This is a genomic window from Mesorhizobium loti CJ3sym (genome assembly GCF_000472785.1).
Lineage (GTDB): Bacteria > Pseudomonadota > Alphaproteobacteria > Rhizobiales > Rhizobiaceae > Mesorhizobium > Mesorhizobium loti_E.
This window is the reverse complement of record NZ_AXAL01000006.1, coordinates 113392-129069: the sequence shown is the minus strand read 5'-3', so window position 1 is coordinate 129069 and position 15678 is coordinate 113392. Positions and strand designations below refer to the sequence as shown.

General features: G+C 62.3%; 14 protein-coding genes. 1 reads left to right on the top strand and 13 read right to left on the bottom strand.

Going from position 1 to position 15678, the window contains the following annotated elements:
- Positions 1 to 252: 252 nt before the first annotated feature.
- From A3A9_RS0109290 to A3A9_RS0109250, 8 genes are all read right to left on the bottom strand, one after another.
- Positions 253 to 987 carry an ABC transporter permease gene (locus tag A3A9_RS0109290; RefSeq protein WP_027058546.1) on the bottom strand — a complete coding sequence of 245 codons (735 nt, stop codon included), beginning with the start codon at positions 985 to 987 and terminating at the stop codon, positions 253 to 255.
- Between the two features lies 1 nt (position 988).
- Positions 989 to 1696, bottom strand: coding sequence for an ABC transporter permease (locus tag A3A9_RS0109285; protein WP_027058545.1), 708 nt, complete (start codon positions 1694 to 1696; stop codon positions 989 to 991).
- Positions 1697 to 1765: 69 nt separating this feature from the next.
- Entirely contained in the window at positions 1766 to 2563 is a 798-nt protein-coding gene (locus A3A9_RS0109280) for a transporter substrate-binding domain-containing protein (protein WP_027058544.1), read from the bottom strand.
- A gap of 73 nt (positions 2564 to 2636) precedes the next feature.
- Positions 2637 to 4607 carry a DUF2817 domain-containing protein gene (locus A3A9_RS46280; protein WP_202596363.1) on the bottom strand — a complete coding sequence of 657 codons (1971 nt, stop codon included), beginning with the start codon at positions 4605 to 4607 and terminating at the stop codon, positions 2637 to 2639.
- A gap of 67 nt (positions 4608 to 4674) precedes the next feature.
- A complete protein-coding gene (locus tag A3A9_RS38495; protein ID WP_051370828.1) occupies positions 4675 to 6201 on the bottom strand; it encodes an FAD-binding oxidoreductase in 1527 nt (508 codons plus the stop codon).
- Positions 6198 to 7319 carry a histidinol-phosphate transaminase gene (hisC, locus tag A3A9_RS0109260; RefSeq protein ID WP_027058543.1) on the bottom strand — a complete coding sequence of 374 codons (1122 nt, stop codon included), beginning with the start codon at positions 7317 to 7319 and terminating at the stop codon, positions 6198 to 6200. The genes A3A9_RS38495 and hisC overlap by 4 nt, the downstream gene beginning before the upstream one ends.
- A 47-nt stretch (positions 7320 to 7366) precedes the next feature.
- Complete coding sequence (locus A3A9_RS0109255) at positions 7367 to 8494, bottom strand: 2Fe-2S iron-sulfur cluster-binding protein (protein WP_051370826.1); 1128 nt, start codon at positions 8492 to 8494, stop codon at positions 7367 to 7369.
- Entirely contained in the window at positions 8491 to 9531 is a 1041-nt protein-coding gene (locus tag A3A9_RS0109250; RefSeq protein ID WP_027058541.1) for an aromatic ring-hydroxylating dioxygenase subunit alpha, read from the bottom strand. Before A3A9_RS0109250 ends, A3A9_RS0109255 begins: the two co-directional genes overlap by 4 nt.
- A gap of 123 nt (positions 9532 to 9654) precedes the next feature.
- Here A3A9_RS0109250 and A3A9_RS0109245 point away from each other — a divergent pair, with 123 nt between their 5' ends.
- Entirely contained in the window at positions 9655 to 10572 is a 918-nt protein-coding gene (locus A3A9_RS0109245; protein WP_082221987.1) for a LysR substrate-binding domain-containing protein, read from the top strand.
- A 269-nt stretch (positions 10573 to 10841) separates the two neighbouring features.
- Here the strand turns inward: A3A9_RS0109245 and A3A9_RS0109240 are convergent, their stop codons facing one another.
- The 5 genes from A3A9_RS0109240 to A3A9_RS0109220 all read right to left on the bottom strand — a co-directional run bounded on the left by A3A9_RS0109240 (position 10842) and on the right by A3A9_RS0109220 (position 15609).
- Positions 10842 to 11840, bottom strand: a complete 999-nt coding sequence (locus A3A9_RS0109240) for a 4-hydroxyproline epimerase (RefSeq protein ID WP_027058539.1) — start codon at positions 11838 to 11840, stop codon at positions 10842 to 10844.
- Positions 11841 to 11858: 18 nt separating this feature from the next.
- Positions 11859 to 12716, bottom strand: a complete 858-nt coding sequence (locus A3A9_RS0109235; protein ID WP_027058538.1) for an ABC transporter permease — start codon at positions 12714 to 12716, stop codon at positions 11859 to 11861.
- Positions 12713 to 13561, bottom strand: coding sequence for an ABC transporter permease (locus A3A9_RS0109230; protein WP_027058537.1), 849 nt, complete (start codon positions 13559 to 13561; stop codon positions 12713 to 12715). Before A3A9_RS0109230 ends, A3A9_RS0109235 begins: the two co-directional genes overlap by 4 nt.
- A gap of 15 nt (positions 13562 to 13576) precedes the next feature.
- Complete coding sequence (locus A3A9_RS0109225) at positions 13577 to 14668, bottom strand: quaternary amine ABC transporter ATP-binding protein (protein ID WP_027058536.1); 1092 nt, start codon at positions 14666 to 14668, stop codon at positions 13577 to 13579.
- A gap of 89 nt (positions 14669 to 14757) precedes the next feature.
- Positions 14758 to 15609 (bottom strand): glycine betaine ABC transporter substrate-binding protein, encoded by an 852-nt coding sequence (locus tag A3A9_RS0109220; RefSeq protein WP_027058535.1) that lies wholly within the window; start codon positions 15607 to 15609, stop codon positions 14758 to 14760.
- Positions 15610 to 15678: the final 69 nt, after the last annotated feature.

Sequence of the window (15678 nt, the reverse complement as noted above, 5' to 3'; positions counted from 1 at the left end):
TCAGCTTGGGGCACGGAAACGGACCGTCAGCTTTAGGGCAGCCCGCAGAGGAAATGCCATACGGCTTCGAGTCCCTCGCAGTCCCGATTGCTTTCGCAGCGGCACTCGAGCCCTGGTGGACGATCGAGATAGGGGCGAAGCGATTAGGCCGCGAAAACTGCCCGAACAATAAGCTTGTCCTAAGCCGACCCTATCGATGATGACGGGCCGCTCAAAGGTCAAGCAGACCAAACCGCCAATCTTGGCAAGGTGTCACGAAACCACGGTTGATCGATTTGGGTGCGGCGCGACCAATTTCCGGCCGGAAGAGGCCTCATGGCGCATGAGAAACCGCTCTATGGCTCGGATTACCGCGATCAACAGAAGATTGATCACGAGATAGAGCACGCCCGCAATGGCGAAAATCTCGAAGATCGCGAAGGTCTGGCTCATCAGCCGCTTGGCGTAGCCGGTGATTTCGAGCACCGTGATCGTCGAGGCAAGGCTTGTCCCCTTGACGACAAGGATAAGCTCATTGCCATAGGCCGGCAGCGCCTGGCGGATGGCGAGCGGAAACTCGATGCGGCGGAACCGCAGCATGCGCGACATGCCGCACGCCTGGGCCGCTTCGACGAGGCCAACCGGAACCGACATCAATCCGCCGCGCAGGATTTCGGATGTGTAGGCAGCCGTGTTCAGCGCCAGCGCCAGGACAGCGCAGCGCGCACCGTCACTGATCACCCACCACAAGGCAGCGTTGTCCTTGATCAGCGAAAGCTGGCCGAGCCCGTAATAGAACAGGAAAATCTGCACCAGCAGCGGCGTCCCGCGAAAGACATTGGAATAATATTTGGCGAAGCCTGACAGGAAGCGGTTCGAGGACAGCCGCATCAACGCCAGCCCAAGGCCCAGATTGAAGCCGATCAGTACCGAAACGAATGTCAGCGCCGCCGTGACCCACAGGCCCTTAAGCAGGACGGGAACCGCAAGCTGGATGAGATCGATCATGCTATTTCCTCGTCCTCGGCCTGAGCAGGCGTTCGACGCCGTCGAACCCGGCCTGGCTGACAAGCGTGATGACCAGATAGACCACCGCAGCGATCAGGTAGAAGATGAACGGGTGACGGGTGGAGTTGGCGCCGATGAAGGAAATGCGCATCAACTCCTGAAGGCCGACCACCGAGACCAGGGCCGTGTCCTTGATCGTCGTCTGCCAGACATTATTGATGCCCGGAACCGCGATGCGCAGCATCTGCGGCGCGATGATGCGGAGAAAGATGCGGCCGCCAGAAAGGCCAAGCGCGCGAGCAGCCTCGATATGTCCCTCGGGGATCGCACCGAGCGCCCCGCGCACGACCTCGGTCGAATAGGCGCCCGAGATCGCGCCGATGGCGATGACCGCGATGACGAACGCATAACCGCTCTCCGCGACGCCGGCGTAGCCGAACGCGGTCACGACCTTGGTGACGAATTCAACCGAACTGAAAAACAACAGGTAGATGATGAGCAATTCTGGCACGCCGCGCACCAGTGACGTATAGGCATCGACCAGCAGCGAAAGCGGAAATATCCGTGCCCATTTGATCAGCCCGCAGACAATGCCGATCGCCAGCCCGGCCGCCATGCTGACGAGACCGACAAGGATGGTAATCGACGCGCCACGCAGGATGGCGGTGACCCAACCCGCTTCCCAGACCTGCCAGAGACCGAATTCCATTGAAGTTGCCCCTCGTGTGCCGTGCGGACGAGATGACTGCGCCCGGTTGCCCGGGCGCAGGCGAGAGACCTATTTGCAGGGCCGGGAAATGTCCGTCTTGAACCATTTCTGGCTGGCCTTGCCGACCGAGCCGTCGGCGATCAATTCGCAAAGCGCTTTGTCGATCTTGCCCTTGAGTTCGGTGTTGTCCTGCGCGATGCCGACGCCGATGCCCTCGCCAAGCGTCGGATCGAACGTGCTCTTGATCTCGACGCCGATCAGCTGGAAGTTCTTGCCGTCAGGCTTGTCCAGGAAATCCTGCAAGGCGGATTGATCGGCGAAAGCCGTGTCGATGCGGCCGCTCGCCAGGTCGATCTGCATCTGGTCAAGCGTGTCGTAGGTTTTCAGGTCGGCATTCGGTGCACGCTTCTCGAGGAAATGAGCGTGCGTCGTACCGGCCTGCACGCCGACCTTCTTGCCGTCGAGCGACTTGAGCAGCGTGTCGACATCGGTGATAGCGGCCAGGTCGGAGCCCTTGGCCGCGACGAACATGTTGGCCAGTTCTGCATAGCCGACGCTGAAGTTGATCTCCTTCTTGCGATCGGCGGTGATCGACATGCCTGAGATGATGACGTCGAAGCGCTTGGCTTTCAGCGCCGGGATCAAGCCGTCGAACGCCTGCACGACGAAATGGCACGTCACGCCAAGCTTGGTGCACAGCAACGCGCCGACATCGGCGTCGAAGCCGGTGACATTGCCGTTGGCGTCGGACATGCTCCATGGCGGGTAGGCGCCTTCGGTGCCGATAGACAGCTCGCCTTCCGCCGCCAATGCGCTGCCAATGCTTCCCGCGAGAAAGGCGAGTAGCGTCAAGACTTTCAGTTTCATGTCAGTTCCCCTTGTTGTTGGTCTTCATTGCCGTTGTCCGGTCCGAACCGGACGCTTCGAGGATGCGGCTTCCTCACAGTGTCCGTGCCAGGAATTGGCGCAGACGCTCCGAGCGCGGGCTGCCGAACAGTTCCGCTGGCGCACCCTCTTCCTCCACCTTTCCCTGGTGGAGAAACAGAACCTTGTGGGAGACCTCGCGCGCGAATTGCATCTCATGCGTCACGAGGATCATGGTGTTGCCTTCCTCCGCCAACTGGCGGATCACCCGCAGCACCTCGCCGACCAGCTCGGGATCGAGCGCCGAGGTCGGCTCGTCGAAAAGGATGACCTTGGGCCGCATCGCCAGCGTGCGGGCGATCGCCGCGCGCTGCTGCTGGCCGCCGGACAACTGGCCGGGATAGTGGGCATGCTTGTCGGCAAGCCCGACCTTTTTCAGCAGCACGTGCGCGTGCTCGATGGCCTTCTCGCGCGGCTCCTTCAGCACGTGCCGGGGTGCCTCGATGATGTTCTCCACCACCGTCATGTGCGGCCATAGATTGAAGTTCTGAAACACCATGCCGACGCGGGCTCGGATACGCTCGACCTGCGCCATGTCGGCAGGCCCAAGACGGCCGTTCGACAGCGGCTTCATCTTGATCAGCTCACCGTCGATCGCGACCTTGCCGCCGTCCGGCTGTTCCAGAAGATTGATGCAGCGCAGGAACGTGCTCTTGCCTGAGCCCGACGAGCCGATCATGGAGATGACTTCGCCGGCGTGGGCGCTGAGATTGACGCCCTTCAACACCAGGAGCGAACCGAAGCTCTTGTGAAGCTCGTCGATCTGCACGGCCGGCGTCGTGATCTTCGCCTCGTCAGCGGGCGCCGGATCGGCAACCTGAACGTGGACCGCTGGCGGCGTCGGTTCGCTCCTGGTGGCCTCGTCCTGGGTCACCTCGACAGTCCGCAGGTCCGCCAGCGCGCGGTCGAAATAGCGCAGGCTGCTGGACAGGCAGGTGCGCTGCCAATCCGGATCATCCGGAATGAAGGCTGAGCGCAGCGTCTCCCGGATCCGCTTGCCCAGCGGCGAATCCAGCTTGCCGAACAGATGCAGCCAGTTGTCGGCCTGCACCGCTTCCATGACGGCCGGCCCATCCAGTGTCCCGCACTCGACGACAAGCGGCAGCACGCGCGCGTTCGGCATTGCCTTGCGGACGGCATCGGAGACGTAGCCGGTTGCCGTCGCGGCGATGCCGGTGCCTGTCTTGGCGCCCGGGCCTGTCAGAACGGTCGTCAGAGCTGGCCCGAAAATGGATTTGCCCCAGGCAAGCCCGGCATGCTCGGCACTCGCCACAGATAGCAGCGCAGGATAACCGTAGGGACCCGCCCCCGTATGCAGATCAAAGAAGATGACCTGGCGCGCCGTGCCGGCAAAAGTCTTCAGGATTTCGTTCAATGTGCGGTTCGACCAGACCGGGCCACCACCGCCGTAGAACATGCCGTCGGCGAACTCATACTGGCCGGCCTCGACGATCGCCGCCAGCCCGGCATGCCCAAGCCTCTTGCGCGCAGCCGCGAGCTTGTCGTCGGCCGCTATGCGGTCCGGCCCTTCCCATTCTCTATAGGCCACGGCGTCGTGCAGGCCGGCATAGCCATTGTTGACCGGAGTGCTCGAAGACCAGTCGATGAAGTTGCGGTTGAGGTCGACATTGTCCTCGTTGACGCGCCGCGACCATGCCGTGCCCCAGGGATTGATAAGGTGAATGGCAAGGATCGCCGTGTCGGCGGGCAGGCGCCGCAGGTTCTTCTGGCCGAGCCAGGCAGTCTGGCAGGTCGAGCCGAACGGACCCTCGACACCATGCGTGCCGGAGATGAGCACGATCAGCTTGCGCGCGTCGCGGCGGCCGAGCAGCGCCACATCGGTCGCCAGCGTCTCGCCATCCGGGCCGTTCAGTGGATGAACATATTCAGACAGTTCCGCGCCCGCCCGCTCAGCGGTTTCGCGAAATCCCTGACGCAGGGTGGCGAAATCACAGGCGTAGGCTGTTGCTGGCTCATCATGGCGCATGGTCGATCCCACTGGACCGCTGGCGGTTGCGGTCAATCCGTTCATTCCTTGTCGTTCCACCGTCGGGCTATTCATTGTTGTGATCGCTCGCGTTCTGAGGTGGCAGTCGGCGCTCATTACCGGAAAGGAGCGGCCTTGAGGACCGGACGAACCAGACGTCAGAGGGAAGCACCTTGTCGGGGTTCATGATCGACTGATCGTCCAGCGCATGTTTCACCCGCTCCATCACGGCGAGCTTCGTCGGGTCGGCCGTCGCCAGAAGCGAATGGATACGCTTGGAGCCAACACCGTGCTCGGCGGAAAAGGAACCGCCGATCTGCCGCAGTTGTTGATACAGGACGCTCTCGACAGCCTCCGCAATGTCAGGTGCCAGCGGACCCCGGCGGTTGAGAATGATATGCAGGTTCCCGTCGGCCAGGTGCCCGAAGACATAGGGTGCCAGACCCGGTTCGATCGCGGCGAGCCCGGGCAGGATTCTGTCGAGATAGGTCGGAATTTCCGACAGAGGGACCGACACGTCGAAGGAAGGCGCATTGGGATGGGCGCGATAAAGCACGCTGGTGTCCTCGCGCAGCCGCCACAGGTCGTCCTCTTGCCGCCGCGAGCCGGCGATGATGCCGGTGGCTTCGAGATAGCGCTCCATCACTTCCGAATAGATCCGCTCGAAATCCTCGCGCAGCGCCGCTTCGCGCGCGCCGCCAAGCGACAGCAGCAGGAAAAGCGGCTGGTCGAGCGGCACGCCGGTTTCGGACCATTCATGCGCGGCGGCGGCCAGGCTGAAATACGAGGTCCACATCGCCTCCGCCGCGCGCAGATGCCCAGCATCCGATTCAAGTGCCAGGCGAATGGTTTGTAGGGCCGCTTCAACAGACGGCAGCCCGAAAAGCGCGGTGGCCGTGGCTCGCGGCGTAGGGTCGAGCTTGACGACCACGCGGGTCACGATGCCAAGCGTGCCCTCGGCGCCGATGAAGAGATGCTTCAGATCGTAGCCAGCGGAATTCTTCACCACCCGGGTCAGATCGGAATAGACCGATCCGTCGGCCAGCACGGCTTCGAGGCCGAGCACGCGATGGCGCATGACGCCGTTGCGAAAGGCCATCACACCACCGGCATTGGTTGAGACCATGCCGCCGATCGTCGCCGAGCCGCGCGCGGCAAGGTCGATGCCCGGCTCCAGCCGGTGTTCGAGCGCGGCCGTCTGCAGGGCTTCGAGAGTGACGCCGGCGCCAACCACGGCCACGCGTTCGAGCGGATCGAGCCGCTCGATGCGGTTCATGCGAGACGTCGAAAGAACGATCTCGCCCGGCCGCGAGATGCTGCCGCCGACCAGGCCGGTCCGCCCGCCTTGCGGCACGATCGGTATTTCGTTCTCGCGGCAGATACGCACCACCGCCGCGACCTCGTTGGTCGATGCAGGCGCGACAACAATGCCGGCGCCGCGATCCGCGCCGTTCGAGCCAGGATCAATCGCCCCCACGTCCTCTGCGGTGCGTACATTCGCGGCGCCGACAATATCGCGGATCTTTTCGGCAGCCAACGCCGGCACGGCTTGCTCGATCCAGGTCGTTTGCCTTGGAGACGCGAGGCTGCTCATCGCGCCACCAATTCCTGGAGTGCCGCGATCAGCCGGTCATTGTCAGCCGGCAGCCCTATGGTGACACGCAGATAGTGTTCATAGCCTGTCTCGCGCCACGCCTTGACGATAATCCCCTGCTTCAGGAGACCGGCGGCAAGGCTCGAACTGTCACCCTTGCAATCGAAGAATAGGAAGTTCGTCTGCGACTGGGCGACCCGGAAGCCAAGGCCGGCAAGCGCTGCACCGGTGCGTAGGCGCTCCGCCCTGACGCGGGCCGCCGACGCCTCCATCCAGCTTTCGTCGGCGAGTGCCGCGATTGCCGCGGTCTGTGCCGCCGCATTGACGTTGAATGGAGTCTTCGCCGCAGCAATGACCCTCGCCAGTTCAAGGCCGGAACAAACGGCATAGCCGACGCGCAGTCCCGCCAGGCCATAGGCCTTCGAGAATGTCCGCAACACAACATGGTCGATGCCGGAGCCGCGCAGGACCTGGATACCGTCGGGCGCGCCCGGATCGGCGAATTCGAAATAGGCCTCGTCCAGCGCAAAAAGCGTTCCGGGACGAACGGCGTCGATCAGGCGTTGCAAGCTGGGGCCATCGAGCCCTGGCCCCACAGGATTCCAGGGCGAAGATATGAAGACGAGCCGTGGTCCAGCAGCAATCGCCTCCTCAAGGGCGGCAAGGTCAAATCCCATCTCGGCGGTCATGGGAATCTTGACGACATTGGCGCCAGCCGCCAGCGGCTCTATTTCATGCAAACCGAAGCTCGGCACGGTGGTGACGACCGAGACGCCCGGCACCAGGACGGCGCGCGAGATGGCGGCGATCATCTCCTCGGAACCATTGCCGGCAACGATCAGGTCGGGATCGACCGCCAGTTTTTCGCCAAGCGCCGCTCGCAACGCTGCGCAGGCAGGATCGGCATAGCGCCATGGTTCGAAGGATGAGGAGGCCAATGCGGCCATGACAGCGGGAGAACACCCATCCGGGTTCTCGTTGCTGGCCAGCCGGGCAATGTCGTGGCGTCCGCTGAGGGTCCGCGCCATCGCGATGTTCATACCGGCATTGTAAGGCGGCAAAGCGGCGATATGCGGATTGAGCGGCAGGCTCGACACTGGTTTGACCGACTGTTCCAAATCCCGACTTCCGTTTCCCCGCGCCCACGCGCGGCATCGCGATCTTGTCAAATATCCAGGACGACTGATCCGCTCGGCCTTGAGCAGCACAGCAGCACTTCGCCTGCTCCCAGCTCGTCCAGCGGTTCTTCGAAATAGGCGACTTCACCCGAAACCAGTCGCGACTTGCATGTGCCGCAGATGCCGGACCGGCAGCTGAATTCTGGCAACAGACCCTGATCCTCGGCAAAGTCGAGCAGCGATGCCGCCTTGCCATCCCAGACAGCCGTGAGGCCCGACTTTCGGAACTCCACGGTTGTCGCCTCGCCCGCCGACTCGATCCGTGTCGGCCGCGCCGGAGCAGCAGGGGCTCGCGCGCCATCAGGCTCAAGGACAGTTGCCGGGCCAAAAAATTCGTAAGCGATGCGATGCTTCGGCACGCCAAACTCGCGCAGCATGGCGTAGATCGCCTGCATGAACGGCGGCGGGCCGCAAAGGTAGAAATCATAGTCGTCGATCGGCAGCAGGCGCTGCAGCACATCTTTTGAAATCATGCCTTCGCTGTGGAAGTGCCCGTCGGCTCTGTCGCGCTCCGACGGGGACCGGTAACAGTAGTGGGCGCTCAGGCCAGGCCGTGCCGCGAGAAGGCCCGCGACCTCATCGCGCAAGGCATGCACGTCGCCGTTCTCGCAGGCGTGAACGAAGACGGCACGGCGATCCGGCATGGCAGCCAGCGCATGCAGCATCGATACCATCGGCGTCAGCCCAACGCCGCCGCTGAGCAACACCACCGGACGGAGGCTGGCCTTGTCGAGCACGAAATCGCCGCGTGGCCCTTCGGCCTTGAGTATATCGCCAACGTCGATCCGGTCATGCAGGAAGCACGAGCTTGCTCCGTCGGGCAAACCCGGCGCGGGTGCTGCTTCACGCTTCACGCTGATCCGGTAACGACCCTTAGCGGCCGGGGAACAGGAGACGCTGTAGTTGCGCAGCACATATACCTTTTCGCCGGCTCTCTGCGGCATGGGTATCTTGAACACCAGGAACTGCCCTGGCTCGAAGTCGCGCCAGTCCTCTGGATTCACCGGCTCGATATGGAACGACGTAATGATGGCGCTTTCGCGCACCTTCGCGACCACCTTCAGGTCGCGAAATCCGCTTCTTGCGATGGTGTCGCGAGCGGTGAATGCGTTCATTCGGCGGCCGCCAATTGCTGGCTCTCGCTGGCGATCAGCTTGGCCAGGTTGCGGCGGAAGCGCAGTGGCCCGACATCGATCTTGAGATCGAGATTGGGTGTGCGTTTGTTGGCCATGCCTTTGTGCACCGCATTGAGCACGGTGCGGTCCTCATCGAAGGCGCCGCGCACGGAGCTGGCGAACTGGCGCGAAACCTCCAGGTCGTCCGGGGCGAAATTGCGCATCTGGAACCAGTAGTATTTCGTCTGGTTCTCATCGACCGGCGTCATGAAGTTGTAGCTGTCCATGAGGAACACGTCCTCGTGCAGCGGCTTGCCCTCGCCGCCGGTGCGGGCCGGCACGAAGATCGCCTTGATGATGGCGTTGGAGGGGTAGCGCACCTCGTAGTGCTGCTTGCGGTCGCAATTGCCGGAGAATTTGAGGAAAGGCGCATAGAAGGGCGCAGGCTTGGCATCGACCACCCAGCGCCACACGGTCACGCCGTCTGTACCCACGGTGGTTTCGAGCGGCGCATCCTCCATCGCCTGAACGCCACCGAACGAGGATTGGTGGACCCACGACACATGCGAAGGGTCAAGCAGGTTGTCGGTCATGTAGAGGTAGTTGCAATCGAGCGCCATGGACTCGCCGCGATTGACGCCCCATGCCGGATCGCCCCAGTGGTCGACGGCGAAAATCAGCGCGGGGTCGGCCTTTGCCGCTTCGCCCATCCACACCCAGAGCAAGCCGTAGCGCTCGGCGATCGGATAGGAACGGACGCAGGCGACATGCGGTATCTTTTCAGCGCCCGGCACCCGTGTGCAGGTACCGGTGCTGTCGAAGGTCAGGCCGTGGTAGCCGCATTCGACCGTATCGCCCTTGATGCGGCCCATCGACAGCGGCAGCTTGCGGTGCGGACAGGCGTCTTCAAGCGCCGCCACCACGCCGTCTGTGCGGCGGTAGAGGACTATGTCTTCGCCAAGGACCCGCGTTGGCACGAGCCGGTCGGCGACCTCATGGTCCCATGCGGCAACGTACCAGCAGTTTCGAAGAAACATGGCGTCCTCCCGAGCTTGTGAACGCCCAAACGAATATCTTGCGGACCGGGGACGACATAGGGCTTGCATCTGCGTTCTATTTTAGAAAAACTAAATCAAGATGACCCTAAGATCGTTGCCCAGGTGAACAAGACGCCCCCGCTGCGTGCGATACAGGCCTTCGAAGCGTTTGGCAGACGCGGCAGCGTCACGGCCGCGGCAAACGAACTCGGCGTCTCCGTCGGCGCTGTCAGCCAGCAGATACGCAAAGCGGAAGAGACCCTAGAGGCGAGGTTGCTGGAACGACGCGGCAGAAGCGTTGCCCTCACAGCGCTTGGCCGTGCTTACCATGCAGCGGTTTCCGCAGGATTCGACCAGATTCGCGACGCCCAGGATATCATCGAACGGGCCAGATCTGCGGACATTTTGACTATCTCTTGCCTGCCGTCGCTGGCCAGCAAATGGATCGGACCTCAGTTGCTGGATTGGCAGGTTACCCATACAGGCGCTACCGTGCGTCTGATTGGCGCTGAAACAGAACCTCGGCTGGATACGGAAGACGTCGACTTCCGAATTTCCTACGGTGACAAGTATCGCGACTTCGACCACTACACAGAGTTGTTCACCGACTGGGTAGTGCCGGCGTGCTCGCCCGCGCTGCTGGCGAAACATCCGATCCAAGAGCCCACCGACATTCTCGATCTTCCCCTTCTCAGCATCGAATGGTCCCGCGATCATCGCTCGCCGCCGACATGGGCGGAATGGGCGGCAAGCATCGGCGCATTGCACCGACGGACATCAGGCGAGGTCGCCTTCTCCCTGTCGAGCGCAGCGATTGATGCTGCTGCCAACGGGAAGGGCTTTGTGTTGGCGCAACTCTCGATGGCCGCCGACGATATCGCTTCAGGTAGACTTGTCGCCCCGTTCGACAACCGGCTGAGGCTGCCGAAGCCTTATTTTTTGGCTTGGGATCGAGCCATTTTGGAGAAGCCGTTTGGTCCTGAGCTGCGAGCCTGGATCGTTTCAATTTCCAAGCGACTAGGCGCAACCTTAGCAGAATAGCCAAAACAATGATCTGTAGACGCATAGTCCGTTCGGTTTTAACAAGACCAAAATCAGTAGGTCAGCTGACTGCGAGTCGGGAAAGTGCCGAGAGCGAACAACTATCATGCCCATTTCCAGCGTTTTGTATTGGGCCGAAAGCAGAATAGCGGCTGCTGGCGTTTGAGGAGTAATTGCGGACATTTGCATCAGTCGGCCCCGTGACCCTAAGCGGACATTCCGCGCGGGTTGTGAAATCCGCTGGGCCAGAGTCTCGCGCGTGCGGCCGTCTACCTGATCTGAAACCCATGCGCCAGCGGATCGCGGTCGTCCACGAAGATCGTGTTGTGGCCGATGACGCGTGCCCAGCCACCGACACTGGGTCTGATGCCCTTGAAGGGACCTATGTCGGTCTCCGCCTCGATGCGGCCCTCGAACACCGTACCGATCAGGCTTTCCTGGCGGAAATTGTTGCCGACCTTAAGTCGGCCTTTCCCATGGAGCTGCGCCATGCGAGCCGAAGTTCCCGTGCCGCCAGGCGAACGGTCGATCGCCTTGTCGCCGTAGAACACCGCGCCGCGACCGTCGGCATTGCTGCTTGATGGCCGGTCGCACCAAATGGCGTGGTGCACGCCGCGTATCCTTTCGTCTTCGGGATGAACCGGATCGCAGACGAGTTCGAGCGCGTCTCGCAGACCACGGCTGAGGTCCACGATGTCACTGGCCGACATGCCGTCGAGGCCTTGCCACGAACCCTGCGGCTCAACGACAGCGTAGTAATTGCCGCCATAGGCGATGTCGACGACGAGCCGGCCAAGAGGTGGGACATCGACGGCGACGTCCGCGGCATGTAGGTAGCTGGCGACATTGAACATGCGAACCGAGTCCACGAACTCCCCAGGCTTCTCGTACTGGATATCGACCCTCCCGGCTGGTGTCTCGATTGAGAGCTGGCCCGGCACCCGGGGCGTCACGAGGCCTTCCTCGATTGCCGCAGTCACCAGGCCGATCGTGCCGGCGCCGCACATCGGCAGGCACCCGCTGACCTCGATGAAGATCACCGCGAAATCACAGTCCGGGCGGTAGGCGGGGTAGATGATCGCGCCCGACATGATGTCGTGGCCGCGCGGTTCGAACATTAACGCCTGCCGGATCCAGTCATGATCGCGCACAAACAGGTCACGCCGCTCGGCGATCGGGAGGTGTGGCAGTAGCGGACCACCGCCCGCGACCAGGCGGACCGGATTCCCGCATGTGTGGGAGTCGATGCAGAAGAAGCTGCGGCGCATGAAGTTTCCTTTTGTGGTTCAGGCGGCCGCGCGTCTGGGCGCCTGGCTGCGCTGCAGGGCGCCCCTGGAGAGCCTGTCGAGCAGGATGGCGACGGCGACGATCGACAGTCCGGCGCGCAGGCCCAGGCCCATTTCCATCCGCGTCAATCCTCGCGTCACCTCGGCGCCGAGACCTCCCGCGCCGACGAGGCCGGCCAGGACGACCATCGCCAGCGAGAGCAGAATGCACTGGTTGAGACCGACCAGCAGTGTCGGGGTGGCCGAGGGGATTTCGATTTTGAACAGTATGGACCGCGGCGAGGCGCCGGTGGCCTGGCCGAGTTCCAGCAGATCTTTGGGCACCTGGTTGAAGGCGAGCGTCGTCAGGCGCAACATCGGCGGTATGCCGTAGACGATCGTCGCGATGATCGCCGGCACACGGCCAAGGCTGAAGATCATGACGGCGGGGATGAGATAGACCCATGGCGGCACGGTTTGCATGATATCCAGCACGGGGCGGATCGCGGCCTCGAACTTTCGGTAGCGCGAGGCCAGGATGCCGAGCGGGAAGGCAATCGACACCGAGATGATCACCGCCACTGTCACCAGGGCCAGCGTCTGCATCGAGGCTGTCCAGAAGCCTGCCAGCAGGCAGAAGGCGAGCGCTACTCCCGTCACGATCGAGACCCGGACGCTGACGAAGAACGCGGCCAGAAGAACCGCAGCGACAATCGTCACATAGGGCGGCGGGTAGAGCAGGGCGGTTTCGATGCCGCTCAGCACCGCCTCGATCAGCTTGGTCACGGCGTTGAAGAACGGATGGAAATTCACATTCAGCCAATCGACGGCGGGGGCGAGGTAAGCCCCCGGCGAGAACTTTATGGGATCAAGGTTCATCTTGCGTCTCCCTTGACGCGGCGGGCCGCGCTCTGCGTGAGCCTGTCGAGCACCATAGTCAGGATGACGATCGCGATGGCGGCGTTGATCGACGTCGCGATGTCGAGGGTGCGCACGGCCGAATAGATCGTCTCGCCGAGACCGCCCGAGCCGACGATGCCGGCGATGACGACCATGCCGAACGCCATCATCAGGCTCTGGTTGATGCCGGCCATCACACTGGGGATGGCGAATGGAAGCCTGATCTTGGTGAACATCTGCCACGGCGTCAGGCCGCTTGCTTGCCCAAGCTCGATGAATTCATGCGGCGTCATCCGGATGCCCAGCGACGTCAGCCGGATGGCGGGCGGCATGGCGACGATGAAAGTGGCAACGAGCGCGGTCGCGGGTCCGTAGCCCAAGAGCGCGATCGCGGGAAGAAGGTAGATATAGGGCGGCAAGGTCTGGATCAGGTCGAGCACCGGTTCGAGGAAACGATCGAACGACTTGACGAAACCCGCCACGATCCCGACGGGAATGCCGACGAGCAGGGCGAGGAACGTGGCTGTTATTACCAGGGCCAGCGTGCTCATGGTTTCGGTCCAAAGCCCCATAATGGCGCAAAAGATCAGGGCAAGCCCCACAAGCACGCCGGATAGAGCGTTGATCAGTCGCCATCCGAGCAGTGCCGCGATGATTGCGACCACGTAAAACGGTGCGAGCTGCAGGAGCCAGAGGACACCGTTAAAGGTCCCTTCAAGCACGGTCCTGATGGAGTCGAACAACCACTCGCCATTGTCGCTGATCCAGCTCAGCGCATTGTCCGTCCAGCTGTCGAAAGCGTCCGCAATGACCGAAATGTCCATTTCGCTCCTCCCGAGCTATGCCGCGACGAACTCTTTTGCAGGCTTGCCGGCAACACCGCGCAGCAGGCCACGGATGGTGACGACGCCAACGACGGTGCCGTCCTCGACGACGGCGACCGCATCGCGGTCGGACTGCATGGTGAGGTCGATGAGTTGGCCGATGTCGGCCTCGGGTGACGTGCGAAGCAGCGCGTTCACGTCGCATTGCGGCTGCGCGGTTTTGAATTCGGCAACCGGCCGCATCACCGAGTGCGCCTTGACCAGGTGGATCCTGGATATGCCGGCGACGAAATCGGAGACGTAGTCGTCGGCGGGTTTTGTCACGATCTCTTCCGCCGTTCCGACCTGGACGATGACTCCGTCCTTCATGATGGCGATGCGGTCGCCGATGCGGATGGCTTCTTCGAGATCGTGGGTGATGAAGACGGCGGACTTGCCGAGCGACTTCGTCAACTGCCGGAATTCGTCCTGCAGCTGGCGGCGGATCAGGGGATCCAGTGCGCTGAACGGTTCATCCATGAGGATGATTTCGGGATCCGCGGCCAGCGCCCGGGCGAGCCCGACGCGCTGCTGCATGCCGCCGGACAATTGGGCGGGATAGCGGGCAGTCCAGTCGGCAAGCCCGACCTTTTCAAGTGCCGCACGGGCGGTGGCGTTGCGCTGGTCCTTCGCAACGCCCCGAACTTCGAGACCGAAGGCGGCATTCTCCAGGACCGTGCGGTTGGGGAGAAGTGCTACGCTCTGGAATACCATGCCGATATTGCGGGCGCGCATGTCGCGCAGTTCGGCGGCGTTCAGCTTGGAGATCTCCTTGCCCTTGACCGTGATCTTGCCGAGACTCGGTTCGATCAGGCGGTTGAGCAGGCGGATCAGCGTCGACTTGCCGCTTCCCGAGAGCCCCATGACGCAGAAGATTTCGCCGCGCCGGACCTGCATGCTGGCGTCGGAGACACCCACCACGCAATCGAATTCCTGCAGCACCTGCTTCTTGGACAGCCCGCGTTCCGAAATGGCCTTGACGGCGGCCGGAACGCGACCGCCGAAGATCTTCCATACGGACTGGCAGTCGATCAATACCTCGTTGGGACCGTTCATTGCACTGTTCATCGCGTTCCCCGTGGGCCGCCTGACGCTGGCCTTCATGTTTTCGAAGTTTTAGGCGGGTCGCCGCCTTAGACGGCCCGCCGTGTCGACGATCACTCGCTCTTGATGTTTTCCCAACGCTTCAAGAGGTCGGCATGGCTGTCGGTCCAGTCCTTGATGGCCTGGTCCATGGTCTTGCCTTCGTTGACGGCAGAGTTGATCGCGGTGATGTCGGCAAGCGGCACATAGACGCTGGCGATCACTTCGCGGGCATGCGGGTTGTCGGCGGAGAAGCCCTTCTTGCCGATCCAGTAGTAGCTCTGCGGCGGCGGGAAGACGCCCTTCGGGTCCTTCAGGAACTTGACGTCATACTTCTGCATCATCCACGACGGTTCCCAGATGGTGACGGCAATCCAGTCCTTGCGGTCGGTGGCCGACTTGAGCGCGGCGGTCATCGCCGCCGTGCTGCCTTCCACGAGCTGGAGCTTGAGATCGTACGCCTTTACGGAGTTGGCGGTGTCTCGCATCAGGCCCGATCCCGGCTCGATGCCGACGATCTTTCCGCCGAACTTGTCAGCGTTGTCATTCAGTTGGTCCATGGAATCGATCGTCACGTATTTCGGCACTGCCACGCCCTGGAACAGGCCGTGCGAAACCGGGGAGATCTTCTCAAGCTTCTTCTTGTTCTTATCCCAATAGTCCTGGGCGACGTAATCCGTCTGCGAGGCGAGAATCTGGATGTCGCCCTTGGTCAATGCGGCGTAGGCGATGCCCCACTCGGAGAACGGCACCACTTTCACGGTGTAGCCGGAATCTTCGAGCACCTTTTTTGTGATGCCGGTGATGGGGGTGAGGTCCTCCCAGGACATCGTGCCCACGGTAATGGTCTTTTCTTCCGCCTGAGCGGACAGCATGGTCATACCGACCATCGCGGCAGCGCAGAGCGCTTTCCACAACGTCTTCATTTTCTCACTCCTTCTTTTTCGTTCCCATTCTCATTTGAAGACCTTTGCGGTCGGGTCTTCACATTGCGC

What these genes read in the sequence shown, in the direction of transcription:
- A3A9_RS0109240 (WP_027058539.1), bottom strand. Translation starts at nt 11,840, where the DNA reads ATGCGCCGCAGCTTCTTCTGCATCGACTCCCACACATGCGGGAATCCG.
- A3A9_RS0109220 (WP_027058535.1), bottom strand. Translation starts at nt 15,609, where the DNA reads ATGAAGACGTTGTGGAAAGCGCTCTGCGCTGCCGCGATGGTCGGTATG.
- A3A9_RS0109230 (WP_027058537.1), bottom strand. Translation starts at nt 13,561, where the DNA reads ATGGACATTTCGGTCATTGCGGACGCTTTCGACAGCTGGACGGACAAT.
- A3A9_RS0109290 (WP_027058546.1), bottom strand. Translation starts at nt 987, where the DNA reads ATGATCGATCTCATCCAGCTTGCGGTTCCCGTCCTGCTTAAGGGCCTG.
- A3A9_RS0109225 (WP_027058536.1), bottom strand. Translation starts at nt 14,668, where the DNA reads ATGAACAGTGCAATGAACGGTCCCAACGAGGTATTGATCGACTGCCAG.
- A3A9_RS0109235 (WP_027058538.1), bottom strand. Translation starts at nt 12,716, where the DNA reads ATGAACCTTGATCCCATAAAGTTCTCGCCGGGGGCTTACCTCGCCCCC.
- A3A9_RS0109285 (WP_027058545.1), bottom strand. Translation starts at nt 1,696, where the DNA reads ATGGAATTCGGTCTCTGGCAGGTCTGGGAAGCGGGTTGGGTCACCGCC.
- A3A9_RS0109280 (WP_027058544.1), bottom strand. Translation starts at nt 2,563, where the DNA reads ATGAAACTGAAAGTCTTGACGCTACTCGCCTTTCTCGCGGGAAGCATT.
- A3A9_RS0109250 (WP_027058541.1), bottom strand. Translation starts at nt 9,531, where the DNA reads ATGTTTCTTCGAAACTGCTGGTACGTTGCCGCATGGGACCATGAGGTC.
- A3A9_RS38495 (WP_051370828.1), bottom strand. Translation starts at nt 6,201, where the DNA reads ATGAGCAGCCTCGCGTCTCCAAGGCAAACGACCTGGATCGAGCAAGCC.
- A3A9_RS0109255 (WP_051370826.1), bottom strand. Translation starts at nt 8,494, where the DNA reads ATGAACGCATTCACCGCTCGCGACACCATCGCAAGAAGCGGATTTCGC.
- A3A9_RS46280 (WP_202596363.1), bottom strand. Translation starts at nt 4,607, where the DNA reads ATGCGCCATGATGAGCCAGCAACAGCCTACGCCTGTGATTTCGCCACC.